Below are 17,249 nucleotides of genomic sequence, written 5' to 3'. Positions count from 1 at the left end.
ATGGCACTTGAAAATCAAGAATTACGTAAAGCTGGCCTGAAGGTTACCCTGCCTCGGGTGAAAATTTATCAAATTCTTGAGAGAGCAGGCGAAAGTGATCATTTCAGTGCAGAAGATATTTACAAGCTTCTGCTGGAACATAACGAAGATGTTGGACTGGCAACGGTTTATCGTGTTCTGACTCAGTTTGAGGCTGCAGGTCTTGTTTCACGGCATCATTTTGAAGGCGGTCATTCAGTTTTTGAACTGACTCAGGATGAGCAGCACGACCATATTGTTTGTGTGAAGTGTGGCAAAGTGCGCGAGTTTAGCGATCCTGCGCTAAAAAAACGTCAGGATCAGATCGCTCAGGAGCTGGGATTTAAAATTACTGACCGGACTCTCTATCTGTACGGCGAGTGCGCCGATGGCTGCAGCCCTAAATAAGCGTTGTGAAAATATTTCAGATATAAAAAAAACCGGCCTGGCCGGTTTTTCTATGCAGTCAGTCAACGCTATCGGCGAGTTATATTCGCTTGTTATCCATCCAGGCCGAGCATCTCGCGGGCATGATCCAGCGATGTTTCGGTGACATCGATGCCGCCTAACATGCGGGCTACTTCGCCGACGCGCTGATTCATGTTGAGCCGGTCGATGCGGGTAATGGTTTTATCTTTAACGGTTTGTTTGCTAACGAACAGGTGCTGGTGCCCCTGAGAGGCAACCTGCGGCTGGTGGGTAACAACCAGTATCTGACTGTTTTCGCCCAGCTGGCGCAACAGTCGGCCAACCACCTCGGCAATAGCACCACCGATACCGACATCGACCTCATCAAAGATCAGCGTTGGTGTACTGGACGTTTGTGCGGTAATGACCTGAATGGCCAGGGATATCCTTGACAGCTCGCCGCCTGAAGCCACTTTATTTAGCGGACGGGGTGGCTGACCGGCGTTGGTGGTAATCAGAAATTCAACCTCTTCCAGACCGTGAGCACTTAGCTGGTCTTTGTCATAAGGGGTGATCGACACGCTTAACTCTGCTGCGGTCATGCCCAGACTGTGAAGTTGTTTGTTAACATCATTTTTTAGTGCCAGTGACGCTTTTTTACGTGCGGCGCTCAGCGTTTCAGCGCTTTTGATAAACGCCTGACGTGCCTTCTCTGTTTCCTCGTGTAACTGCTCCAGTGCCTGATCTGACATACTCAGGCCTTCCAGTTCTTTTTGAATGTCCTGATAGAACTGCGGCATCTGTTCTGCAGAGATGCGGTGTTTGCGGGCCATGTCAAAAATGCTGCTGAGCCGCTCTTCAACATCAGCCTGACGTTTCGGGTTCAGTTCGACCCGGTCCATGTAATGGCTAATCTCCTGGGCGGCTTCTTCTATCTGGATCTGAGCGCTGTTGAGCATCTCAATGGTTTGTCTGACAGAGGGTGAGGAGCTTTTTATTTTGCCCAGCAGATGCTGACACTGATTGAGCAGGCTTAAGCAGTTGATCTCTTCATCCTGACTGGTCAGTTGCAATACCTGTTGGCCGGACTGCAGAATCTCACCGGCATTGGCCAGTGTGCTTTGTTCCTCAGCCAGTTTTTCATATTCACCTTCAGCCATGCCCAGCTGTTCTAATTCTTCAGCCTGATAGCTCAGTAATTGCAGCCGGGCGGTTTGCTCTTCGCTCTGGGCTGAGAGCTGGCGTAGTCGGCTATTCAGCCCCTGCCAGTGGCGAAATAGTTTACGGGTGGTGCCAGCCAGTTCGCCTTTGCCGGAATAGGCATCCAGCAGGTGGCGGTGGTGATCTTTCTTCAACAAGCGCTGATGTTCATGCTGGCCGTGAATCTCGATCAGATACTCACCCAGCTCGCGGACTTTGTTGATCGGGCAGGGACTGCCGTTGATATAGCTTCTTGAACGCCCTTCGGTGGTAATCACCCGGCGGAGAATGCACTCATCGTCGTCGAGATCCTGGTGTTTAAGCCATTTTCTGGCTGTCGGGATGTTTGAGATGTCGAAGCTGGCAATAATTTCTGCCCGTTCAGCGCCCTTTCGCACCGAGCCCATATCGGCGCGGTCGCCCAGGGTAAGCCCCAGCGCATCGAGCATAATAGATTTGCCTGCCCCGGTTTCGCCGCTGACAACGGTCATGCCGTTCTCCAGCTCCAGGTCCAGTTCTTCAACAATAGCGTAGTTGCGAATGTTCAGTTGAGTCAGCATAACCATCAGTCTGTGTTTTTATACAGTGGTTAATGTATATGCCAATAATCAGGCCAGCGCAATCACTAACTGCTCAGTCTGGTTAAAAAAATCTAAAAATATCCACTTGAATCCTGTTGTCTTAGCCCCATATTAAAGCTCAACAGAAAACTCACATATCAGATGGTTGGAGAAAGTGATGGCAGGCGAAGATAAGACTCAGGTTGAAGATCAGCAGCCAGATGCAGTAACTGAAGCGGTCGATGAAACCGTGGCCGCTGACGAAACCGTTGAGCCGGTCGCTGCAGAGGTTGCAGATATCGATACGTTACAACTGGAGTTAGCCCAGGCCCAGGATCAGGTTGCTGCTCTTAAAGATCAGGAACTGCGAACCCGTGCAGAGATGCAGAATATCCGTCGCCGGGCAGAACAGGATGTTGAAAAAGCCCATAAGTTTGCGTTGGAGAAGTTTGCCAATGAGCTGCTGCCGGTAGTAGACAGTCTGGAACGGGCGATTGAAGCATCCAGCAGCGATGATGAAGCGGTTGTGGTTCTGCGTGAAGGTGTGGAGATGACATTGAATATGTTCATCACCGGCCTGGGTAAATTCAAGGTAGATCAGCATAACCCTGTTGGTGAGCCGTTTAATCCTGAGTTTCATCAAGCGATGTCGATGGTGCCTAACCCCGATGTCCCGGCCAACAGTGTGATGGCGGTGATGCAGAAGGGTTATAGCCTCAACGGTCGTCTGATTCGTCCGGCGATGGTCATTGTTTCTAAAGGCGCAGAATAAGTCAGGACTTGAAACTGGCAAATCAGCACCAATATAGCTAGCAAGTTCAAAAGAATTTCGTCCGTCAGAACGGACACAGAATTACTGGAGTGATAGAAATGGGTAGAATTATCGGTATTGACCTGGGCACAACTAACTCTTGTGTTGCTGTTATGGATGGCGATAAGCCACGGGTTATTGAAAACGCTGAGGGTGATCGTACCACCCCGTCCATCATCGCATACGCTGCTGATGGTGAGATCCTGGTTGGTCAGCCGGCTAAGCGCCAGGCAGTTACCAACCCGAACAACACACTGTTTGCGATTAAGCGTCTGATCGGCCGTCGCTTTAAAGATGACGTGGTTCAGAAAGATATCAAAATGGTGCCGTATAAAATTATCGAAGCTGACAATGGCGATGCCTGGGTTCAGGTAAACGATAAAAAAATGGCTGCACCACAGATCTCTGCAGAGATTCTGAAGAAGATGAAGAAAACTGCAGAAGATTATCTGGGTGAAGAAGTGACAGAAGCGGTTATTACCGTGCCTGCCTACTTTAACGACTCCCAGCGTCAGGCAACTAAAGATGCCGGTAAAATTGCCGGTCTGAACGTTAAGCGTATTATCAACGAGCCAACCGCTGCGGCACTGGCTTACGGTATGGACAAGTCTAAGGGCGATAAAACGATCGCTGTATACGACCTGGGTGGTGGTACCTTCGATATCTCTATTATCGAAATTGCTGAAGTTGATGGTGAGCACCAATTTGAAGTACTGGCCACCAACGGTGACACTTTCCTTGGTGGTGAAGACTTTGACTCCCGTCTGATCGAATATCTGGCGGCTGAGTTTAAGAAAGAGTCCGGTATCGACCTGCACAGCGATCCACTGGCACTGCAGCGTCTGAAAGAGGGTGCAGAAAAAGCCAAAGTTGAGCTGTCATCTGCCCAGTCTACCGATGTTAACCTGCCGTATATCACGGCTGATGCATCCGGTCCTAAGCACCTGAATGTTAAGATCAGCCGTGCAAAACTGGAATCTCTGGTAGAAGCACTGGTTGAACGTTCGATTGAACCTTGCCGTATCGCACTGAAAGATGCTGATCTGACAGCAGCGGATATCGACGAAGTGATTCTGGTCGGTGGTCAGACCCGTATGCCAATGGTGCAGAAGCGCGTTACTGAGTTCTTTGGTAAAGAAGCCCGTAAAGACGTTAACCCTGATGAAGCGGTTGCTATCGGTGCATCTATCCAGGCTGCTGTGCTGTCCGGTGATGTAAAAGACGTACTGCTGCTGGACGTGACTCCGCTGAGCCTGGGTATCGAAACCATGGGTGGCGTTGCGACTCCGGTTATCGAGAAAAACACCACTATCCCGACGAAGAAGTCTCAGGTGTTCTCTACCGCTGACGACAATCAGACTGCCGTAACCATTCACGTGGTTCAGGGTGAGCGTAAGCAAGCCTCTGGCAACAAGTCACTGGGTCGTTTCGATCTGGCTGATATTCCGCCAGCACCGCGTGGTATGCCGCAGATCGAAGTAGTTTTCGACATCGATGCTAACGGTATCCTCAACGTATCTGCGAAGGATAAAGCGACCGGTAAGCAGCAGTCCATTATCATCAAAGCCTCTTCCGGTCTGAGTGATGAAGAAGTTGAACAGATGATTCGTGATGCTGAAGCCAATGCTGAAGCGGATAAGAAGTTTGAAGAGATGAGTCAGGCCCGTAACCAGGGTGATGCGATGATTCACTCCGCGAAGAAAACTCTGGAAGATGCTGGTGATAAGGCAACTGAAGAGGAAAAAACTGCCATCAACAGCGCTATTGAAGAGCTGGAAGGCGTGCTGAAAGGCGACGATAAAGACGTTATCGATGCGAAGACTGCAGCGCTGACCGAAGCGGTTTCTGCTCTGGCTCAGAAGATGTATGCTGATGCAGCTCAACAGGCGGAAGGTCAGGGTGAACAGGCCCAGGCCGAGCCAGCAGACGACGCTGTTGATGCAGAGTTTGAAGAAGTTAAAGACGACGACAAAAAGTAAGTCAATTTAATGAATCAAGCTTGAAATGACAGCGCGGGCCGGTCCCGCGTTGTCCTGTTTTTATTCTCAGCTGATTTAAAGTAGTTGTTAACCGGATTGCGATATAGATTATGTCGAAGAAAGATTTTTACGATGTGTTAGGCGTTTCTCGGGACGCTTCTGACCGGGATATTAAAAAGGCGTTTCGTCGGATGGCGATGAAATACCATCCGGACCGTAATCCTGACGATAAATCGATGGAAGACGCCTTTAAAGAGGTGAATGAAGCATACGAAGTCCTGTCCGATAAGCAGAAGAAAGCGGCATATGATCAGTATGGTCATGCCGGTATCGATCAGGGTGGCATGGGTGGTCAGGGCGGCTTTGGCGGCGGCCAGGGTGGCTTTGGCGATATCTTCGGTGATGTGTTCGGTGATATTTTCGGCCAGCAGGGGCATGGCGGACGTCGTAGCCATGTGCAACGTGGCGCGGATCTGCGTTATACCATGGATCTTAGTCTTGAAGAGGCGGTAAAAGGCTGCGACAAGACCATCACGGTACCCACCCTGGTGCCCTGTGATGTCTGTGATGGCAGTGGCGCTAAACCCGGCACCAGTGCTAAAACCTGTGGCACCTGTGGTGGTATTGGCCAGGTGCGGATGCAGCAGGGCTTCTTCTCGGTGCAGCAGACCTGCCCATCCTGTCACGGTGAAGGTCAGGTTGTTTCCGACCCTTGCACCAGCTGTCATGGTCAGGGCCGTAAGCAGCAAACCAAGAAGCTCTCGGTTAAAATTCCTGCGGGTGTTGATACCGGTGACCGTATTCGTCTCTCAGGTGAGGGTGAAGCGGGCAGCCATGGTGGTCCATCCGGTGATCTGTTCGTACAGGTTAATGTACGTGATCACGCGATCTTTGAACGCGATGGTAAACACCTTTACTGTGAAGTACCGATCAGCTTTATCGATGCGGCACTCGGTGGCGAGCTTGAAGTACCAACGCTGGAATCCCGTGTTAAACTGAAGATTCCTGCAGAAACCCAGACCGGAAAACTGTTCCGTCTGCGTGGCAAGGGTATTAAGCCGGTTCGCGGTGGCGCTGTTGGTGATCTGCTGGTGCGGGTGACCGTTGAAACACCGGTGAACCTGAGCGGTAAGCAGAAAGAGTTGCTGCGCGAGTTTGAAACGGCTATGGATGAACAGCAAAAACATCATGGGCCGAAGAAACATGGTTTCTTTGACAGCGTGAAGAAATTTTTCGAGGATATGACCTGATATCCCCAAGGGGCTGCATTGCAGCCCCTACGACTTTTTGGAGTCCAACATGAGTGAATTCCCCACTCAACCGCGTGAGTTATGGACGCTGATTCAACAGGAAGCCCGCGAAGAGATGGCCCGTGAGCCGTTTCTGGCGAGTTTCTTTCATAGCACTATTATCCGTCACCACAGTCTGTGTGAGGCGGTCAGCTACCTGCTGGCAAATAAACTGTCTGATGAGGTCATGGCGGCGATTACGCTGCGTGAGCTTATTGAAGAGGCCTTGGGTGGTGATCCGAACATTCTCAAGTGTATCTGTCAGGATATCAGTGCTGTACGTACCCGCGACCCGGCGGTGTCCAGCTTTACCACGGTGTTGCTCTATCTGAAGGGCTTTCACGCGTTGCAGGCATATCGCATCGCACACTGGATGTGGCAGCAGGGGCGTCACTCGATGGCACTCTATCTGCAAAGTCGTATCAGTGAGGTATTCCAGGTGGATATCCATCCTGCGGCCCAGATCGGTTGTGGGGTGATGTTTGACCATGCCACCGGTATCGTCGTCGGAGAAACCTGCGTGATCGACAATGATGTGTCTATCATGCAGTCCGTTACGCTGGGGGGGACTGGTAAAGAGAGCGGTGATCGCCATCCGAAGATTCGGGAAGGGGTGATGATCGCGGCGGGCGCGAAGATCTTCGGTAATATCGAAGTTGGTGTCGGCGCCAAAGTCGGCGGTGGTTCGGTGGTGCTGGAAAATGTACCGCCCCATACCACTGTGGTGGGTGTTCCGGCGAAGGTGGTTGGCCGTCCGGATTGTGAAAAGCCTGCTTTTGATATGGATCAGAGTGTTAGTCGGCAAAAGTGTGAATGATTTAAGTTACCGGCTGACTTTATTAGCGGGTGATCAGACCAGGTATTCAGAATGATAAGAGTTGCAGTAACCGGCGCAGCCGGGCGTATGGGTAAAACGAATATTGAGGCGATTCAGGCGGCAGAAGGCGTTAAGCTTGGCGCCGCTATTGTCGAGTCAACCAGTAGCCTGATCGGTGCTGATGCCGGTGAAGTGGCCGGGGTGGGCAAACTGGGGGTGAAAATTGTAGGAGCCCTTGAAGAGGTGATAGATGACTTCGATGTACTCATCGACTTCACCGCGCCTAAGGCGACTCTGGCAAACCTCGCCCTGTGTGCTATCAACGGTAAGGCGATGGTGATCGGTACTACCGGACTGAACGAAATGGAGCGCAATGAGCTCAAAAGTTTCGGTGAAGTGATGCCGCTGGTGTTTGCGTCTAACATGAGTGTTGGCGTTAACCTCTGCTTTAAACTGCTGGCGGAAGCGGCCAAAGCGCTGGGCGATGATTACGATGTCGAGATTATTGAAGCGCATCATCACCATAAAGTCGACTCCCCTTCCGGTACCGCGCTGAGTATGGGTGAGGCGGTTGCCGGTGCATTAGGTCGCGATCTGCGTCAGTGTGCTGTATATGGCCGGGAAGGCCAGGTGGGTGCCCGCACTAAGGATGAGATCGGTTTTGTCACCATCCGTGCCGGTGATGTGGTGGGTGACCATACGGTGTTGTTTGCCACCGAGGGTGAGCGGATTGAGATTACCCATAAAGCCAGTTCGCGGATGACTTTTGCGAAGGGCGCGGTACGTGCAGCCGGATGGTTAGCGGGGAAAGAGAAGGGATTATATGATATGCAGGATGTTCTCGGTCTGCGTGATTAGCCGGTTCTGAGCTGCTTAACCGCCGTTATATGATCCCGCGATTGCTAATCGGCCTGGATGGCGGTTTTTTAGTTTTATCGAACAATTAAATAAATATCTCATAATGGGGCAATTGTTAGCCCACAGAGTAGCCGTTTTAACCTATATTTTATGGGATGACAGCGAACGGCTTATGGAGAGACCAGATGTCTGCCAAGAAATTTGAGACCCTGAAAGAGATGGGGTTTGATGACCCCTATGAAATTGAGAAATATACGACTCGCACAGAGAATGATATTGATGTGCTGAAGGTCTATCTGCATCGCCATCAGGGCGAGTGGATGACCAAGAGTAAGAAGTTTAAGTTTAAGCGCCGCCACACCAATGTTTCGGTTGAAGGGGGTCTTGTACCTTACCGTGCCAGCACAGAACCTTCTCCGTACTATCTGAAGGCAGTGGCAGAGCTTGAAAAACTAGTGGTTGAAGAGAAGTCTGCCACCAACAAGAAACAGCATCTGCTCAAAGAACTTGAACATCTGGAAAAAGTGGTAACTCGCAAGGTGGAAGATATCCGTCGGCAGATTGAAGAGCTGTAACGAGCATTTCAGATTCAGATAAACGGCCGGTGAGTGATTACCGACCGTTTTTTTTCGCGCTGAATAAAAGGAGGGTGTGATGTATAAACTGGCTTTTTTTGTCCCGCAAGAAAATCTTGAGTCGGTCAAGCAAGCGGTGTTCGCAACCGGGGCAGGCAAGATAGGCAACTACGAGAATTGCTGCTGGCAGGTAAAGGGGTTTGGCCAGTTCAGGCCGCTGCCGGGTAGCAATCCCCATATCGGACAGCAGGGAGCGTTAGAGCAGGTTGAGGAATGGAAGGTCGAGCTGGTGTGTGAAGACCATCTCATTCGGGCCGCTGTAAATGCGCTTAAGCTGGCGCATCCTTATGAAGAGGTCGCCTATGACGTCTGGCCGCTGAGCGATTTATAACCATGTTTATAACTGAGCAGGTTATAAACATAATCTGTTGATAAGGCTGTTGATTAAGTATGAGTAACCGCTGAGTTGTGTTGTTAACTGTTTGTTGTATATGTGTTTATTGGTTTTGTGTTAAATCTGATCTGGTTAATAAGTAATCTGTGAAAAACCCTGAAAACTAGCCACAAAAACTGTGGATATCCTTGTGGATTAAGTATGAGTATCACTGGGGTAAGCGACGCAGAGCCCGTGGCTGTGGGGTTCTGCGCCATTGGTGCTATAACGCTCAGCTAACGTTAGCGATGCGGGTCATAAAGCCGGTGATTCCGGTCAGTACAATCTCGGACGCCATCGCCGCCAGAATCAGACCGGTAATCTTACTGAGGATATTTAGCCCGGTTTTTCCCAGCAGCCGTTCTACACCGGTCGCCGCGTGGAGCAGTGCCAGCAAACAAACCAGCGCGAGAAACATGCCGCTGAGCCCTAAAATCACCTCAACGCCATGCAGCTCTGAGCCATACACCAGAATAGCACCAATGGTGGCAGGCCCGATAATGGTGGGAATTGCCAGTGGCACAACGGAAGCATCCTCCCGTGGCCCTCCGGGCACCTGAGCGTTGGTGCGGATACCGTCCCTGACCAGACTGATGGCCGACAGAAACAGCAATATCCCTGCGCCGATACGGAAGGAATCGATAGTGATGCCCAGCAGTTCAAATAGCGGCGAACCAAAGAAAAACAGCACCAGTGATGCTAACGCAGCGGCAAATACCGCTTTATTAGCGGTGCTGCGGCGCTCTGCCGGTGTGTCACTGCGGGTCAGGGAGAGGAACATTGACACCACAAAGAAGGGGGCAAAGAGGACGAAAAACTTAATCCAGGTAGCGATTAACAAAGTCATGGGAGGTCTCATATCTGCGCCGGGTAGGCCCAGTTAAATAAAAAAAACGGCCTTATGGGCCGTCATTCATCTCTGTTGTCATGGGCAGAAAGCCACGGCAGGAACAGGAAGCTGGTTATTTTAACACCAGCCAGAGCGCATGCAGAATACCCGGGATGTAAAAAAACAGGCAGAGCACGATATTAATCACCAGTTGCAAGCCAGCACCGGCTTTCATAAACACTGCGATCGGGGGCAGCAGTATAGCAAGAATGATGAGAATCAGTTTATTGTCCATCGTAAGATCTCTCTGGGTTACTTATCAGGTTTATCAATATAGTGTCCGGGCGGAGTTTCAAGGTCAACGTGATGCAGTGGAAATATTCCGCTTTTGCGGTCTTCAAAGTAGAAGCGTAGTGCGTTTCTGATGGTTTGAAACGCCAGATCATCCCAGGGCACAGTCTCTTCTGTGAACAGTTGCACATCGGTGGTTTCATCACCTGCAGAAAAGTTCAGGTCATCCAGTTGCGCCAGATAGATCATCTGCACCTGGCTGACCGGCACAATCGAGGTCAGCGTATACAGTTGTAAGTCGCTCACCCGTGCATTGGCTTCTTCAAGGGTCTCTCTGGCGGCGGCATCACGGGTTGATTCTCCGTTTTCCATAAATCCGGCGGGCAGCGTCCAATAGCCAACGCGTGGTTCTATCGCGCGTTTGCACAGCAGGACTTTATCCTCATACACTGGTAGACAGCCGGCGATGATTTTTGGATTCACATAGTGAATTTCGCCGCACTCATTACAGATATGACGTGGACGGTTGTCGCCTGTCGGTATTTCGAATCGGACAGTCGATCCGCACAGGTTGCAGTAGTTCATGATCAATCCTTCAGTCTCTATCCTGATCCGTTAAAAATGGCTTATAGCCTCTGCTGCTTACAACTTTAATCCAATAGTTGCTCTTGGCTCAAACACTCAATTGCTTAAGTGCGAACTATTTTACTGAGACGGGTGATTGAGGCGCTATACACCTATCAAAAGTAAGTCTATGCGGCGAATTGTCTCATGCGTCACTCGGTCACATCCGTAGCGGGTTAAGTGTGGTTAATATCTGCGGGTTTATTTAACCGGGAAAGGACAGGATGCGCACTCTCATACTTATATTCTTCTGGATACTGGCCTCAGTGGCGCAGGCGGATCTGTACTGGCAGCCTGAGCCCACCCAGGGCGGCGGGCATGGCGGCCCTAAAAAGTTTCAGTTAATCGACCAGAACCCAATGGCGCAGCGCACCGCAACATTGCTGCATTCAGACCTGCAACGCAGCTCGCTGGAGCCTCAAGGTGGGCTGTATCTGGTTAAAGCCACGGGAAAAAACAGCTACCACGTGCTGATTGCGCAAGAGCAAGGTAGTGATTTTCAGCACATGGCAGTGCGGTATCTCTACTTCAACGGTAAACCGGTTGATAGCTCACCCTCTGATCTGTTAGCCGAGTCACTGGGGGCGCTGGAGATTGTCCCCGATCCGCTACCCCGTGAGCATTGGCGCTACACCAGCGGTAAAACCTACCGCTTTTTTGTGCAGTTTAAGGGGGAACCGCTGAAAGAGCAGCCGGTACTGGTGATGACCGTTCTGGGTAGTACCGAAATTCTGCACACCGATACGGCGGGGGTGCTGGACATCGTTATCCCTGATGACTTTCCCAGTGTTGTCCCCGGGGTTAGGAACAATCCTCCCGGTGAACTGCGCATCTTTAGTGAACTGAAACGTGACGGCATCGGCTATCAGACCTCTCTCAGTACGGATTACTTTGTCAATCAGTCCAGTTGGAAAAGTGCCAATCTGGGGGCCGGAGTTGCCCTGGGTGGATTGATTTTCGGTTTGTGGCTTAACCGTCGCCTGCCTGCCCATAGCCGGAGGAAAAAAAGATGATTACCAACCTGACCCTCGTTCGTCGGTTTGTTCAGCTATGCATGTTTATTTTTCTGGTGTACGGCTCGGTTGTGGTGGGGTTTTATGCATCTGATAAAATTTCCGGCGCGCTGCCCGCACTGAGTTGTGCCTATGACTCAATGAATGCTGACTATTGTGCGTTGATCCCGCTGCAGCATCAGTTACATCACCGCCTGGGCGCCTCGGTCGACAGTGGTAACTGGTTCCTGTTTTTCATGCCGTTTATCACTACCGTCGGTACTTTCCTGCTGCTGTTTGTGTTTCTCAATAAAGCGTTCTGTGGCTGGGTCTGTCCACTGGGGTTCTTTCAGGAGGTGATGCAGCTGATCGGACAGAAACTGGGATTACGCCGGGTCGACAGTCTGGCTCACGGCGCAGTCGATAAAATACGTCCGGTTAAATGGCTGATGCTGGGCGGATTGGTCTTTATTTTACCAGCGCTGACCAGTCTGGGATTTCTCAGCAATGAGTGGGGCGATCCGTTTTGCCAGATCTGTCCCAGCCGGATTATGACCACCCTGCTGACCGGGTCTAATGAACAACTGTTTGTCGATACCTCCAGTCCCAGCTATATGGCGCTCTCGATTACCGGCGACTTTCTGTTTGGTCTGATGGTGGCGCTGGCGATGACCATGCGACAGCCTTTCTGTCGCATCTGTCCGATGCTGGCGTTGCATGCGGTATTCAGAAAAGTGGGCTTCGCCCGGCTGGTGAAGCAGGGGAGCGCCCGCTGTGATAAATGCGGTCTCTGTGCTGAAGCCTGCCCGATGGATATTCGTGAACTGCAGAGCGAATGCAATTCTGTGGACAAGCCGCGGGATATTACTCTTGCGGATTGTACCCTGTGTGGCCGCTGTGTTGAGTTTTGTCCTGATAAGGATGTGCTGCAGTTACGCTATCTCAGTGTGCCGGTTTTCAGTTCCAGTCCGGCTTATTTCAAACAGCGTAAAAAAGCCCAGACACAATGGGACAGCGTTAAACTGATCGGTTTTAAGCAAACGGAAAAAGAGAAAATATGAGTGCAGAGCTACTGGGGCTGGAGCTGAGTGCTGCTGTATTCACCGCCTTCCTGATCGGTCTCAGTTTTGGCAGTGGCCCCTGTAATCTCAGTTGTCTGCCCTATCTGGGGCCAATACTGCTGGGTCCTGCGGCGCGAAAGCCTTTTCATGCGGTACTGCTGCCATTTATGAGCGGCAGACTCGCAGGCTATCTGCTGTTGGGAACCCTCGCGGCCGCTACGGGCAGTGTGCTGCAACATTACCTTAAGCACCCGCTGCTGCCCTGGGCAATCGCCGGGGTGACTTTCTGGCTGGCACTGCGGATGTTACTTCAGAGTCGTAAACCGGTTTGTGCCGTTAGCGCTGCGCAGGGTAGTTCGTTACAGACGAGTGTTCAGCGACCCCCAACAGCCGCTCTGATCGCCACCGATGCCGGTGGTACTACTGACGGAACGGCTGAAAAAAATCGCTTACAGCTGGCTTTACTGGGGTTCTCCCTGGCATTGAATCCCTGTGTTCCCTTGCTGGGTTTACTGGCCGCGGCAGCACAGAGTGCCGACCCCTTGTGGGGCGCAGCGGTTGCTCTGAGCTTTGGACTGGGGGCCATCGTGATCCCCACTCTGCTGGTGCGCTACGGGTTTGCTTTGCTGGGGCAGGAGTTGCAACAACAGCTGGCGCAGTGGCAGCAGGCGCTGACCCGCACCGGCGCTGTTATGTTGATGTTAGTGGCGGTAAATACCGCGTTAAGGGGGATATAAAAATGATGTGGATTGAAAAGGGTGGCCCGATTATCTGGATTTTGATCGCGTATTCGATACTGGGACTGACCATTATCGCCAGCCGCTATCTGCAACTTCTGTTTACCCGCCGATGCGATCTTTCGGTTTCCCCGCAGCAGTGGCAGGGCGGTGCTGAAAAAAGGATTATCGAGCAGTTGCGCACGGTGTTGCGGCTGCACGGGCATAGCCCGGAGCTGCGTGCGACCGCCGCACATCAGATTCAGGCGGAGATGAAACCGTTTGAATCCGGGTTGAAGACCGTTGCAGTGCTGGCGAATACCGCTCCGCTATTGGGTCTGCTGGGCACCATCACCGGAATGATTAAAGCGTTTCAGGTAATAGAGAGTGCCGGGGGTAAAGTGGATGCGATGGCCCTGGCGGGGGGGATATGGGAGGCAATGCTCACCACCGGGGTAGGATTATCTGTGGCGATACCGCTGCTGATTTTACTGCATCTTCTGGAGTCTGCTTTGGGCCGTTATCACTGGCACCTGCATCAGACCGCTGCGCTGGTGCTGGATCGCTCAGAGAGCGTTGGTGTTGCCGCTGATGAGGGCCTGGATGCCTGGGAGAGCGTTGCGGATGTCCTATAAGTCGCCTGCGCACAGTCTGATCACGCTGAACCTGACGCCGCTGATTGATATTGTGTTTCTGCTGCTCGTGTTTTTTATGCTGACGGCGCATTTTGTTGATGAGAAACAGATTGATCTGACGCTGCCGGAAGCGGCCAGTGCTGAAGCGGTGACTGAGGTCGAACCGGTGGTGGTATCGATTGATCCGTCGGGTAGTTTTTATATCAACTCTGAAGTGGTGCATGGGCAACTGCTGGAGCAGCGTCTGCAGTCTCTGTTCAGTGATAACCCTGACCGTCTGCTGCGTGTTAAAGCGGATAGTCAGGTAAGTTTTGACAAGGTGGTGACGCTGCTCGATATAGCCCGATTACTGCATATCACTCATCTTGAAATTGCTACCCGGGAAAAATGAATCTGAAATTTGAACAGCGGCGTCGTACTGGTGGCTATCTGTTAGCGGGTTTGCTTTTGTCTGGCGGGGTGCATGCAGTTATCTGGCAACAGTTGCAGCAGCCGGAAATGAGTGTCGCGGCGGCCGTCCCGGTGAGCTATCAGCCGGTGATGTTAATGGCGCAAGCAGTGCCGCCTCTGCCCGCAGAAGCCCCGTTGCCTGAAACGGTTCAGGCTCCAGAGCCGAAACCAGAGCCGCGGGTTGTCCCTAAACCTGTGAAGCCAAAACCGAAGCCTAAGCCAAAACCGAAGCCCAGACCAAAGCCTCAACCTGAGCCAGTGTTACAGTCCAGGCCGCAGAAGGCGGTGGCAGAATCCCCCCTTGTGGCCGCAACTAATCCGGTTAACAGCGCACAGCCTGTTGCACCGGTGATCACCGCCGAACAACAGCGGCAGCGCTTTCTGGCACTACTGGTACAGCGTATCGATCAGCATAAACGTTACCCGAAGCGGGCACAGTCCCGGGGGATTGAGGGGCGGGTCAGTTTTAAACTGTCACTGGATAGTCAGGGGGCATTGGAAAAGTTTGAATGGCTTGAGGGCAATCGGTTGTTTTATCAGGCCACGCTGGAGGCGGTGCAGCGATCACTTCCGTTGCCCCTGCCGGATGGGCAGGGGGCATTCAGTTATCGGCTGGCACTGGACTATAAGTTGCTGTAATGAAGCGTTAATCCTGATTACTCTCGTTAATCTTTTTCATCCGATAGGCCAGCCGCGAGCGGGTTAACCCCAACAGCCTTGCGGCTGCAGACAGGTTGCCATCCGCCTGACTGACCGCCTCACTCACCAGACGTGCTTCCAGTTTATCGAGGGAGGGGCCGACAGCGTTAGCCGGGGCGAAACGCCGGAACTGCTCCAGGGCTGATTCCTCGCTATCCTGACTCAGCTCTCCTGCTGAACTGATGGTAAACAGCAAAGCCCGGGTGGTTTCCTCATCCCGGAACAGATGGGAGAGGTCGATCAGTGACCCGTCTTCGGCGGCTATCACTCCTCGTTCGACCAGGTTCTGTAACTCGCGAATATTGCCGGGAAAACGGTAGTTTAGCAGGGCCCGCATCGCTTTCAGGGTGAAGCCGCGGATGTCGCGCTCGTGGCGCTGATTGTAATGCTCAAGAAAATGCGACAGCAGCAGCGGAATATCGTCACGCCGTTCTCGCAAGGGTGGCAACAGGATAGGAAAGACATTCAGGCGAAAAAACAGATCCTCGCGAAACTCTCCTTTAGCGACCGCATCCCTCAGCTCGACGTTGGTGGCGGCGACCACCCGCACATCGACGCTGATCAGACTGGTGCCACCGACCCGTTCTAATACCCCCTCCTGTAATACCCGCAACAGTTTGCCCTGGGAGCTGGGGCTGAGTGTGCCGATCTCATCGAGAAATAGTGTGCCTCCGTGGGCGCGTTCGAAGCGCCCCGGCCGTGAGGTGGTGGCTCCGGTAAAAGCGCCTTTGTCGACACCAAACAGTTCAGATTCGATCAGGGTTTCGGGAATGGCAGCACAGTTGATGGCAATGAAGGGTTCATCTTTACGGCTGCCGATCTCATGCAGCATACGGGCAAACAGTTCTTTACCCACACCGGATTCGCCGGTAAAGAGAACCGTGGCGCGGGTGCTGGCAACCCGTCGTAACATATGACAGGCGGCAATAAAGGCGGAGGAGATACCGATTAACTGCCGCTCGCCCAGTACCGGTAGTTGAGTATTGGCCACTGGCAGTGGCGCGGCGGTGGGCAGCGAGCCTGAGCCGGTATTGCTATGACTGACAAAATCTTCAGCATTGAGATAGCGCAGATCCTCTTCGACATCGCCCCAGAGTTCGACGGTTCGGCCGATCACCCGGCAGGTGGCGTGGCCCATTGAGCGGCACTCAACCTCACGGAATACGGTCAGTCGTCCCAGTAGTGTGGTCACATAACCCATGGCATAGCCCAGCTGCATCCAGCAGGCGGGTTCGGTGCCGATGCCGTAGGCGGCGATATGTTCATCATCTTCACTGGAATGGTGCCAGAGAAATTCACCATCGTAGGTGCCCTGATGGGGATCGAACTCAAAGTGGATGGTTTCCACCTGCACCACGCCCTCCAATGAGTGCAGCTGGGTGCCCGCAAAGAAGATCGCTTCCGGGTCGGCATCGGGCCAGCGTTCGCGCACCAGTTGCGCATCCCGGACGCCGGAGCTGTAGCCCGAACGGGTCAGTAGTCCCCGTGCCCGTTCAATCCCCAACCGCTCAATCAGTTCACGCCGAAGACTGCCCAGCGATGAGTTATGCATCAGAATCATGCGTTGCCCATCCAGCCAGATCCGCCCGTCTTTAGGGGAGAAATGCAGATACTCAGAGAGTTGGCCAAAGTCCAGACCGGAACCTTCAGTGAGGTTGTCGCTGTCGCCAGCGGGGAGTTCAGATGTACGTGCTGTGGTCAGATTCGGTTGATCTGCAGCAGGAGAAGAGGTCATCAGGCGGTACTCATTGTTATCATTATTTTTAACAAAAATATTAAGTCGTTTTGCGGTATTTAACAAACTTATCAACTGTTGAGTATTCAAATAGTTCTTGTGCACTGCAATCTGATATAAAAAATTCGTTCAGTCATAGCCTGTTTTTGCCAGCATTTAGCGAATGTTGCGTTGCGGTAAATGGGGCTGTTGCGAAATCTGGCACAGCGGTTGCTCTATCCGGTTAACAATAAAAAAGTCCATTCCCAACTGTTTTTGGGCGGACAACA

At 52.2% G+C, this 17,249-nt stretch carries 19 protein-coding genes; 14 read left to right on the top strand and 5 right to left on the bottom strand.

Going from position 1 to position 17,249, the window contains the following annotated elements:
• Nucleotides 1-426, top strand: a complete 426-nt coding sequence (gene fur / locus Q0499_RS17565; RefSeq protein ID WP_299202068.1) for a ferric iron uptake transcriptional regulator — start codon at nucleotides 1-3, stop codon at nucleotides 424-426.
• Nucleotides 427-518: 92 nt separating this feature from the next.
• On the opposite strand, the gene recN is transcribed toward fur, so the two are convergent.
• Nucleotides 519-2,186 (bottom strand): DNA repair protein RecN, encoded by a 1,668-nt coding sequence (gene recN, locus Q0499_RS17560; protein ID WP_299202066.1) that lies wholly within the window; start codon nucleotides 2,184-2,186, stop codon nucleotides 519-521.
• Nucleotides 2,187-2,364: 178 nt separating this feature from the next.
• On the opposite strand from recN, the gene grpE reads away from it, so the two are divergent.
• The 7 genes from grpE (at nucleotide 2,365) to Q0499_RS17525 (ending at nucleotide 8,906) form a co-directional block, all read left to right on the top strand.
• Nucleotides 2,365-2,958 (top strand): nucleotide exchange factor GrpE, encoded by a 594-nt coding sequence (gene grpE / locus Q0499_RS17555; RefSeq protein ID WP_299202064.1) that lies wholly within the window; start codon nucleotides 2,365-2,367, stop codon nucleotides 2,956-2,958.
• A 98-nt stretch (nucleotides 2,959-3,056) separates the two neighbouring features.
• Nucleotides 3,057-4,976 carry a molecular chaperone DnaK gene (gene dnaK / locus Q0499_RS17550; protein ID WP_299202062.1) on the top strand — a complete coding sequence of 640 codons (1,920 nt, stop codon included), beginning with the start codon at nucleotides 3,057-3,059 and terminating at the stop codon, nucleotides 4,974-4,976.
• Nucleotides 4,977-5,086: 110 nt separating this feature from the next.
• Nucleotides 5,087-6,226 carry a molecular chaperone DnaJ gene (dnaJ, locus tag Q0499_RS17545; protein ID WP_299202060.1) on the top strand — a complete coding sequence of 380 codons (1,140 nt, stop codon included), beginning with the start codon at nucleotides 5,087-5,089 and terminating at the stop codon, nucleotides 6,224-6,226.
• Between the two features lie 49 nt (nucleotides 6,227-6,275).
• Entirely contained in the window at nucleotides 6,276-7,082 is an 807-nt protein-coding gene (cysE, locus tag Q0499_RS17540; protein WP_299202058.1) for a serine O-acetyltransferase, read from the top strand.
• A 51-nt stretch (nucleotides 7,083-7,133) separates the two neighbouring features.
• Nucleotides 7,134-7,940: a 4-hydroxy-tetrahydrodipicolinate reductase gene (dapB, locus tag Q0499_RS17535; RefSeq protein WP_299202056.1), complete on the top strand. Its 807-nt coding sequence runs from the start codon at nucleotides 7,134-7,136 to the stop codon at nucleotides 7,938-7,940.
• A 185-nt stretch (nucleotides 7,941-8,125) separates the two neighbouring features.
• Nucleotides 8,126-8,515, top strand: coding sequence for a DUF3461 family protein (locus Q0499_RS17530; RefSeq protein WP_299202054.1), 390 nt, complete (start codon nucleotides 8,126-8,128; stop codon nucleotides 8,513-8,515).
• Between the two features lie 79 nt (nucleotides 8,516-8,594).
• Nucleotides 8,595-8,906 carry a YqfO family protein gene (locus Q0499_RS17525; protein WP_299202052.1) on the top strand — a complete coding sequence of 104 codons (312 nt, stop codon included), beginning with the start codon at nucleotides 8,595-8,597 and terminating at the stop codon, nucleotides 8,904-8,906.
• A 274-nt stretch (nucleotides 8,907-9,180) separates the two neighbouring features.
• On the opposite strand, the gene Q0499_RS17520 is transcribed toward Q0499_RS17525, so the two are convergent.
• From Q0499_RS17520 to Q0499_RS17510, 3 genes are all read right to left on the bottom strand, one after another.
• Nucleotides 9,181-9,795: a MarC family protein gene (locus tag Q0499_RS17520; RefSeq protein WP_299202219.1), complete on the bottom strand. Its 615-nt coding sequence runs from the start codon at nucleotides 9,793-9,795 to the stop codon at nucleotides 9,181-9,183.
• A 115-nt stretch (nucleotides 9,796-9,910) separates the two neighbouring features.
• Nucleotides 9,911-10,072 carry a YqaE/Pmp3 family membrane protein gene (locus Q0499_RS17515; RefSeq protein ID WP_299202049.1) on the bottom strand — a complete coding sequence of 54 codons (162 nt, stop codon included), beginning with the start codon at nucleotides 10,070-10,072 and terminating at the stop codon, nucleotides 9,911-9,913.
• A gap of 17 nt (nucleotides 10,073-10,089) precedes the next feature.
• Entirely contained in the window at nucleotides 10,090-10,653 is a 564-nt protein-coding gene (locus Q0499_RS17510; protein ID WP_299202046.1) for an NUDIX hydrolase, read from the bottom strand.
• Between the two features lie 263 nt (nucleotides 10,654-10,916).
• Here Q0499_RS17510 and Q0499_RS17505 point away from each other — a divergent pair, with 263 nt between their 5' ends.
• Genes Q0499_RS17505 through Q0499_RS17480 form a run of 6 tightly spaced genes read left to right on the top strand, consistent with a single transcriptional unit; the run spans nucleotide 10,917 to nucleotide 15,185 of the window.
• A complete protein-coding gene (locus Q0499_RS17505; RefSeq protein WP_299202043.1) occupies nucleotides 10,917-11,705 on the top strand; it encodes a hypothetical protein in 789 nt (262 codons plus the stop codon).
• Nucleotides 11,702-12,745, top strand: a complete 1,044-nt coding sequence (locus Q0499_RS17500) for a 4Fe-4S binding protein (RefSeq protein ID WP_299202040.1) — start codon at nucleotides 11,702-11,704, stop codon at nucleotides 12,743-12,745. Before Q0499_RS17505 ends, Q0499_RS17500 begins: the two co-directional genes overlap by 4 nt.
• Nucleotides 12,742-13,482, top strand: a complete 741-nt coding sequence (locus Q0499_RS17495; RefSeq protein ID WP_299202037.1) for a sulfite exporter TauE/SafE family protein — start codon at nucleotides 12,742-12,744, stop codon at nucleotides 13,480-13,482. The genes Q0499_RS17500 and Q0499_RS17495 overlap by 4 nt, the downstream gene beginning before the upstream one ends.
• 2 nt (nucleotides 13,483-13,484) lie before the next feature.
• Nucleotides 13,485-14,096: a MotA/TolQ/ExbB proton channel family protein gene (locus Q0499_RS17490; RefSeq protein ID WP_299202034.1), complete on the top strand. Its 612-nt coding sequence runs from the start codon at nucleotides 13,485-13,487 to the stop codon at nucleotides 14,094-14,096.
• A complete protein-coding gene (locus Q0499_RS17485; protein ID WP_299202031.1) occupies nucleotides 14,086-14,487 on the top strand; it encodes a biopolymer transporter ExbD in 402 nt (133 codons plus the stop codon). Before Q0499_RS17490 ends, Q0499_RS17485 begins: the two co-directional genes overlap by 11 nt.
• A complete protein-coding gene (locus Q0499_RS17480) occupies nucleotides 14,484-15,185 on the top strand; it encodes a TonB family protein (protein ID WP_299202028.1) in 702 nt (233 codons plus the stop codon). Before Q0499_RS17485 ends, Q0499_RS17480 begins: the two co-directional genes overlap by 4 nt.
• Before the next feature lie 7 nt (nucleotides 15,186-15,192).
• Here Q0499_RS17480 and Q0499_RS17475 read toward each other — a convergent pair whose 3' ends face one another.
• On the bottom strand, nucleotides 15,193-16,980 hold the full coding sequence (locus tag Q0499_RS17475) for a sigma-54-dependent Fis family transcriptional regulator (protein WP_299202025.1): 1,788 nt from the start codon (nucleotides 16,978-16,980) through the stop codon (nucleotides 15,193-15,195).
• Nucleotides 16,981-17,249 lie beyond the last annotated feature (269 nt).

This window comes from uncultured Amphritea sp., from assembly GCF_937127095.1.
In the GTDB taxonomy this organism is placed as follows: domain Bacteria; phylum Pseudomonadota; class Gammaproteobacteria; order Pseudomonadales; family Balneatricaceae; genus Amphritea.
The sequence above is the reverse complement of the archived record's forward strand: the minus strand, read 5'-3'. Positions and strand labels throughout refer to the sequence as shown.

Coding starts and splice junctions, on each gene's coding strand:
- Q0499_RS17500 (WP_299202040.1), top strand. CDS start 11,702: ATGATTACCAACCTGACCCTCGTTCGTCGGTTTGTTCAGCTATGCATG.
- Q0499_RS17480 (WP_299202028.1), top strand. CDS start 14,484: ATGAATCTGAAATTTGAACAGCGGCGTCGTACTGGTGGCTATCTGTTA.
- grpE (WP_299202064.1), top strand. CDS start 2,365: ATGGCAGGCGAAGATAAGACTCAGGTTGAAGATCAGCAGCCAGATGCA.
- Q0499_RS17495 (WP_299202037.1), top strand. CDS start 12,742: ATGAGTGCAGAGCTACTGGGGCTGGAGCTGAGTGCTGCTGTATTCACC.
- Q0499_RS17485 (WP_299202031.1), top strand. CDS start 14,086: ATGTCCTATAAGTCGCCTGCGCACAGTCTGATCACGCTGAACCTGACG.
- dnaJ (WP_299202060.1), top strand. CDS start 5,087: ATGTCGAAGAAAGATTTTTACGATGTGTTAGGCGTTTCTCGGGACGCT.
- dnaK (WP_299202062.1), top strand. CDS start 3,057: ATGGGTAGAATTATCGGTATTGACCTGGGCACAACTAACTCTTGTGTT.
- dapB (WP_299202056.1), top strand. CDS start 7,134: ATGATAAGAGTTGCAGTAACCGGCGCAGCCGGGCGTATGGGTAAAACG.
- Q0499_RS17510 (WP_299202046.1), bottom strand. CDS start 10,653: ATGAACTACTGCAACCTGTGCGGATCGACTGTCCGATTCGAAATACCG.
- Q0499_RS17520 (WP_299202219.1), bottom strand. CDS start 9,795: ATGACTTTGTTAATCGCTACCTGGATTAAGTTTTTCGTCCTCTTTGCC.
- Q0499_RS17505 (WP_299202043.1), top strand. CDS start 10,917: ATGCGCACTCTCATACTTATATTCTTCTGGATACTGGCCTCAGTGGCG.
- cysE (WP_299202058.1), top strand. CDS start 6,276: ATGAGTGAATTCCCCACTCAACCGCGTGAGTTATGGACGCTGATTCAA.
- fur (WP_299202068.1), top strand. CDS start 1: ATGGCACTTGAAAATCAAGAATTACGTAAAGCTGGCCTGAAGGTTACC.
- Q0499_RS17515 (WP_299202049.1), bottom strand. CDS start 10,072: ATGGACAATAAACTGATTCTCATCATTCTTGCTATACTGCTGCCCCCG.
- Q0499_RS17530 (WP_299202054.1), top strand. CDS start 8,126: ATGTCTGCCAAGAAATTTGAGACCCTGAAAGAGATGGGGTTTGATGAC.
- recN (WP_299202066.1), bottom strand. CDS start 2,186: ATGCTGACTCAACTGAACATTCGCAACTACGCTATTGTTGAAGAACTG.
- Q0499_RS17525 (WP_299202052.1), top strand. CDS start 8,595: ATGTATAAACTGGCTTTTTTTGTCCCGCAAGAAAATCTTGAGTCGGTC.
- Q0499_RS17490 (WP_299202034.1), top strand. CDS start 13,485: ATGATGTGGATTGAAAAGGGTGGCCCGATTATCTGGATTTTGATCGCG.
- Q0499_RS17475 (WP_299202025.1), bottom strand. CDS start 16,980: ATGACCTCTTCTCCTGCTGCAGATCAACCGAATCTGACCACAGCACGT.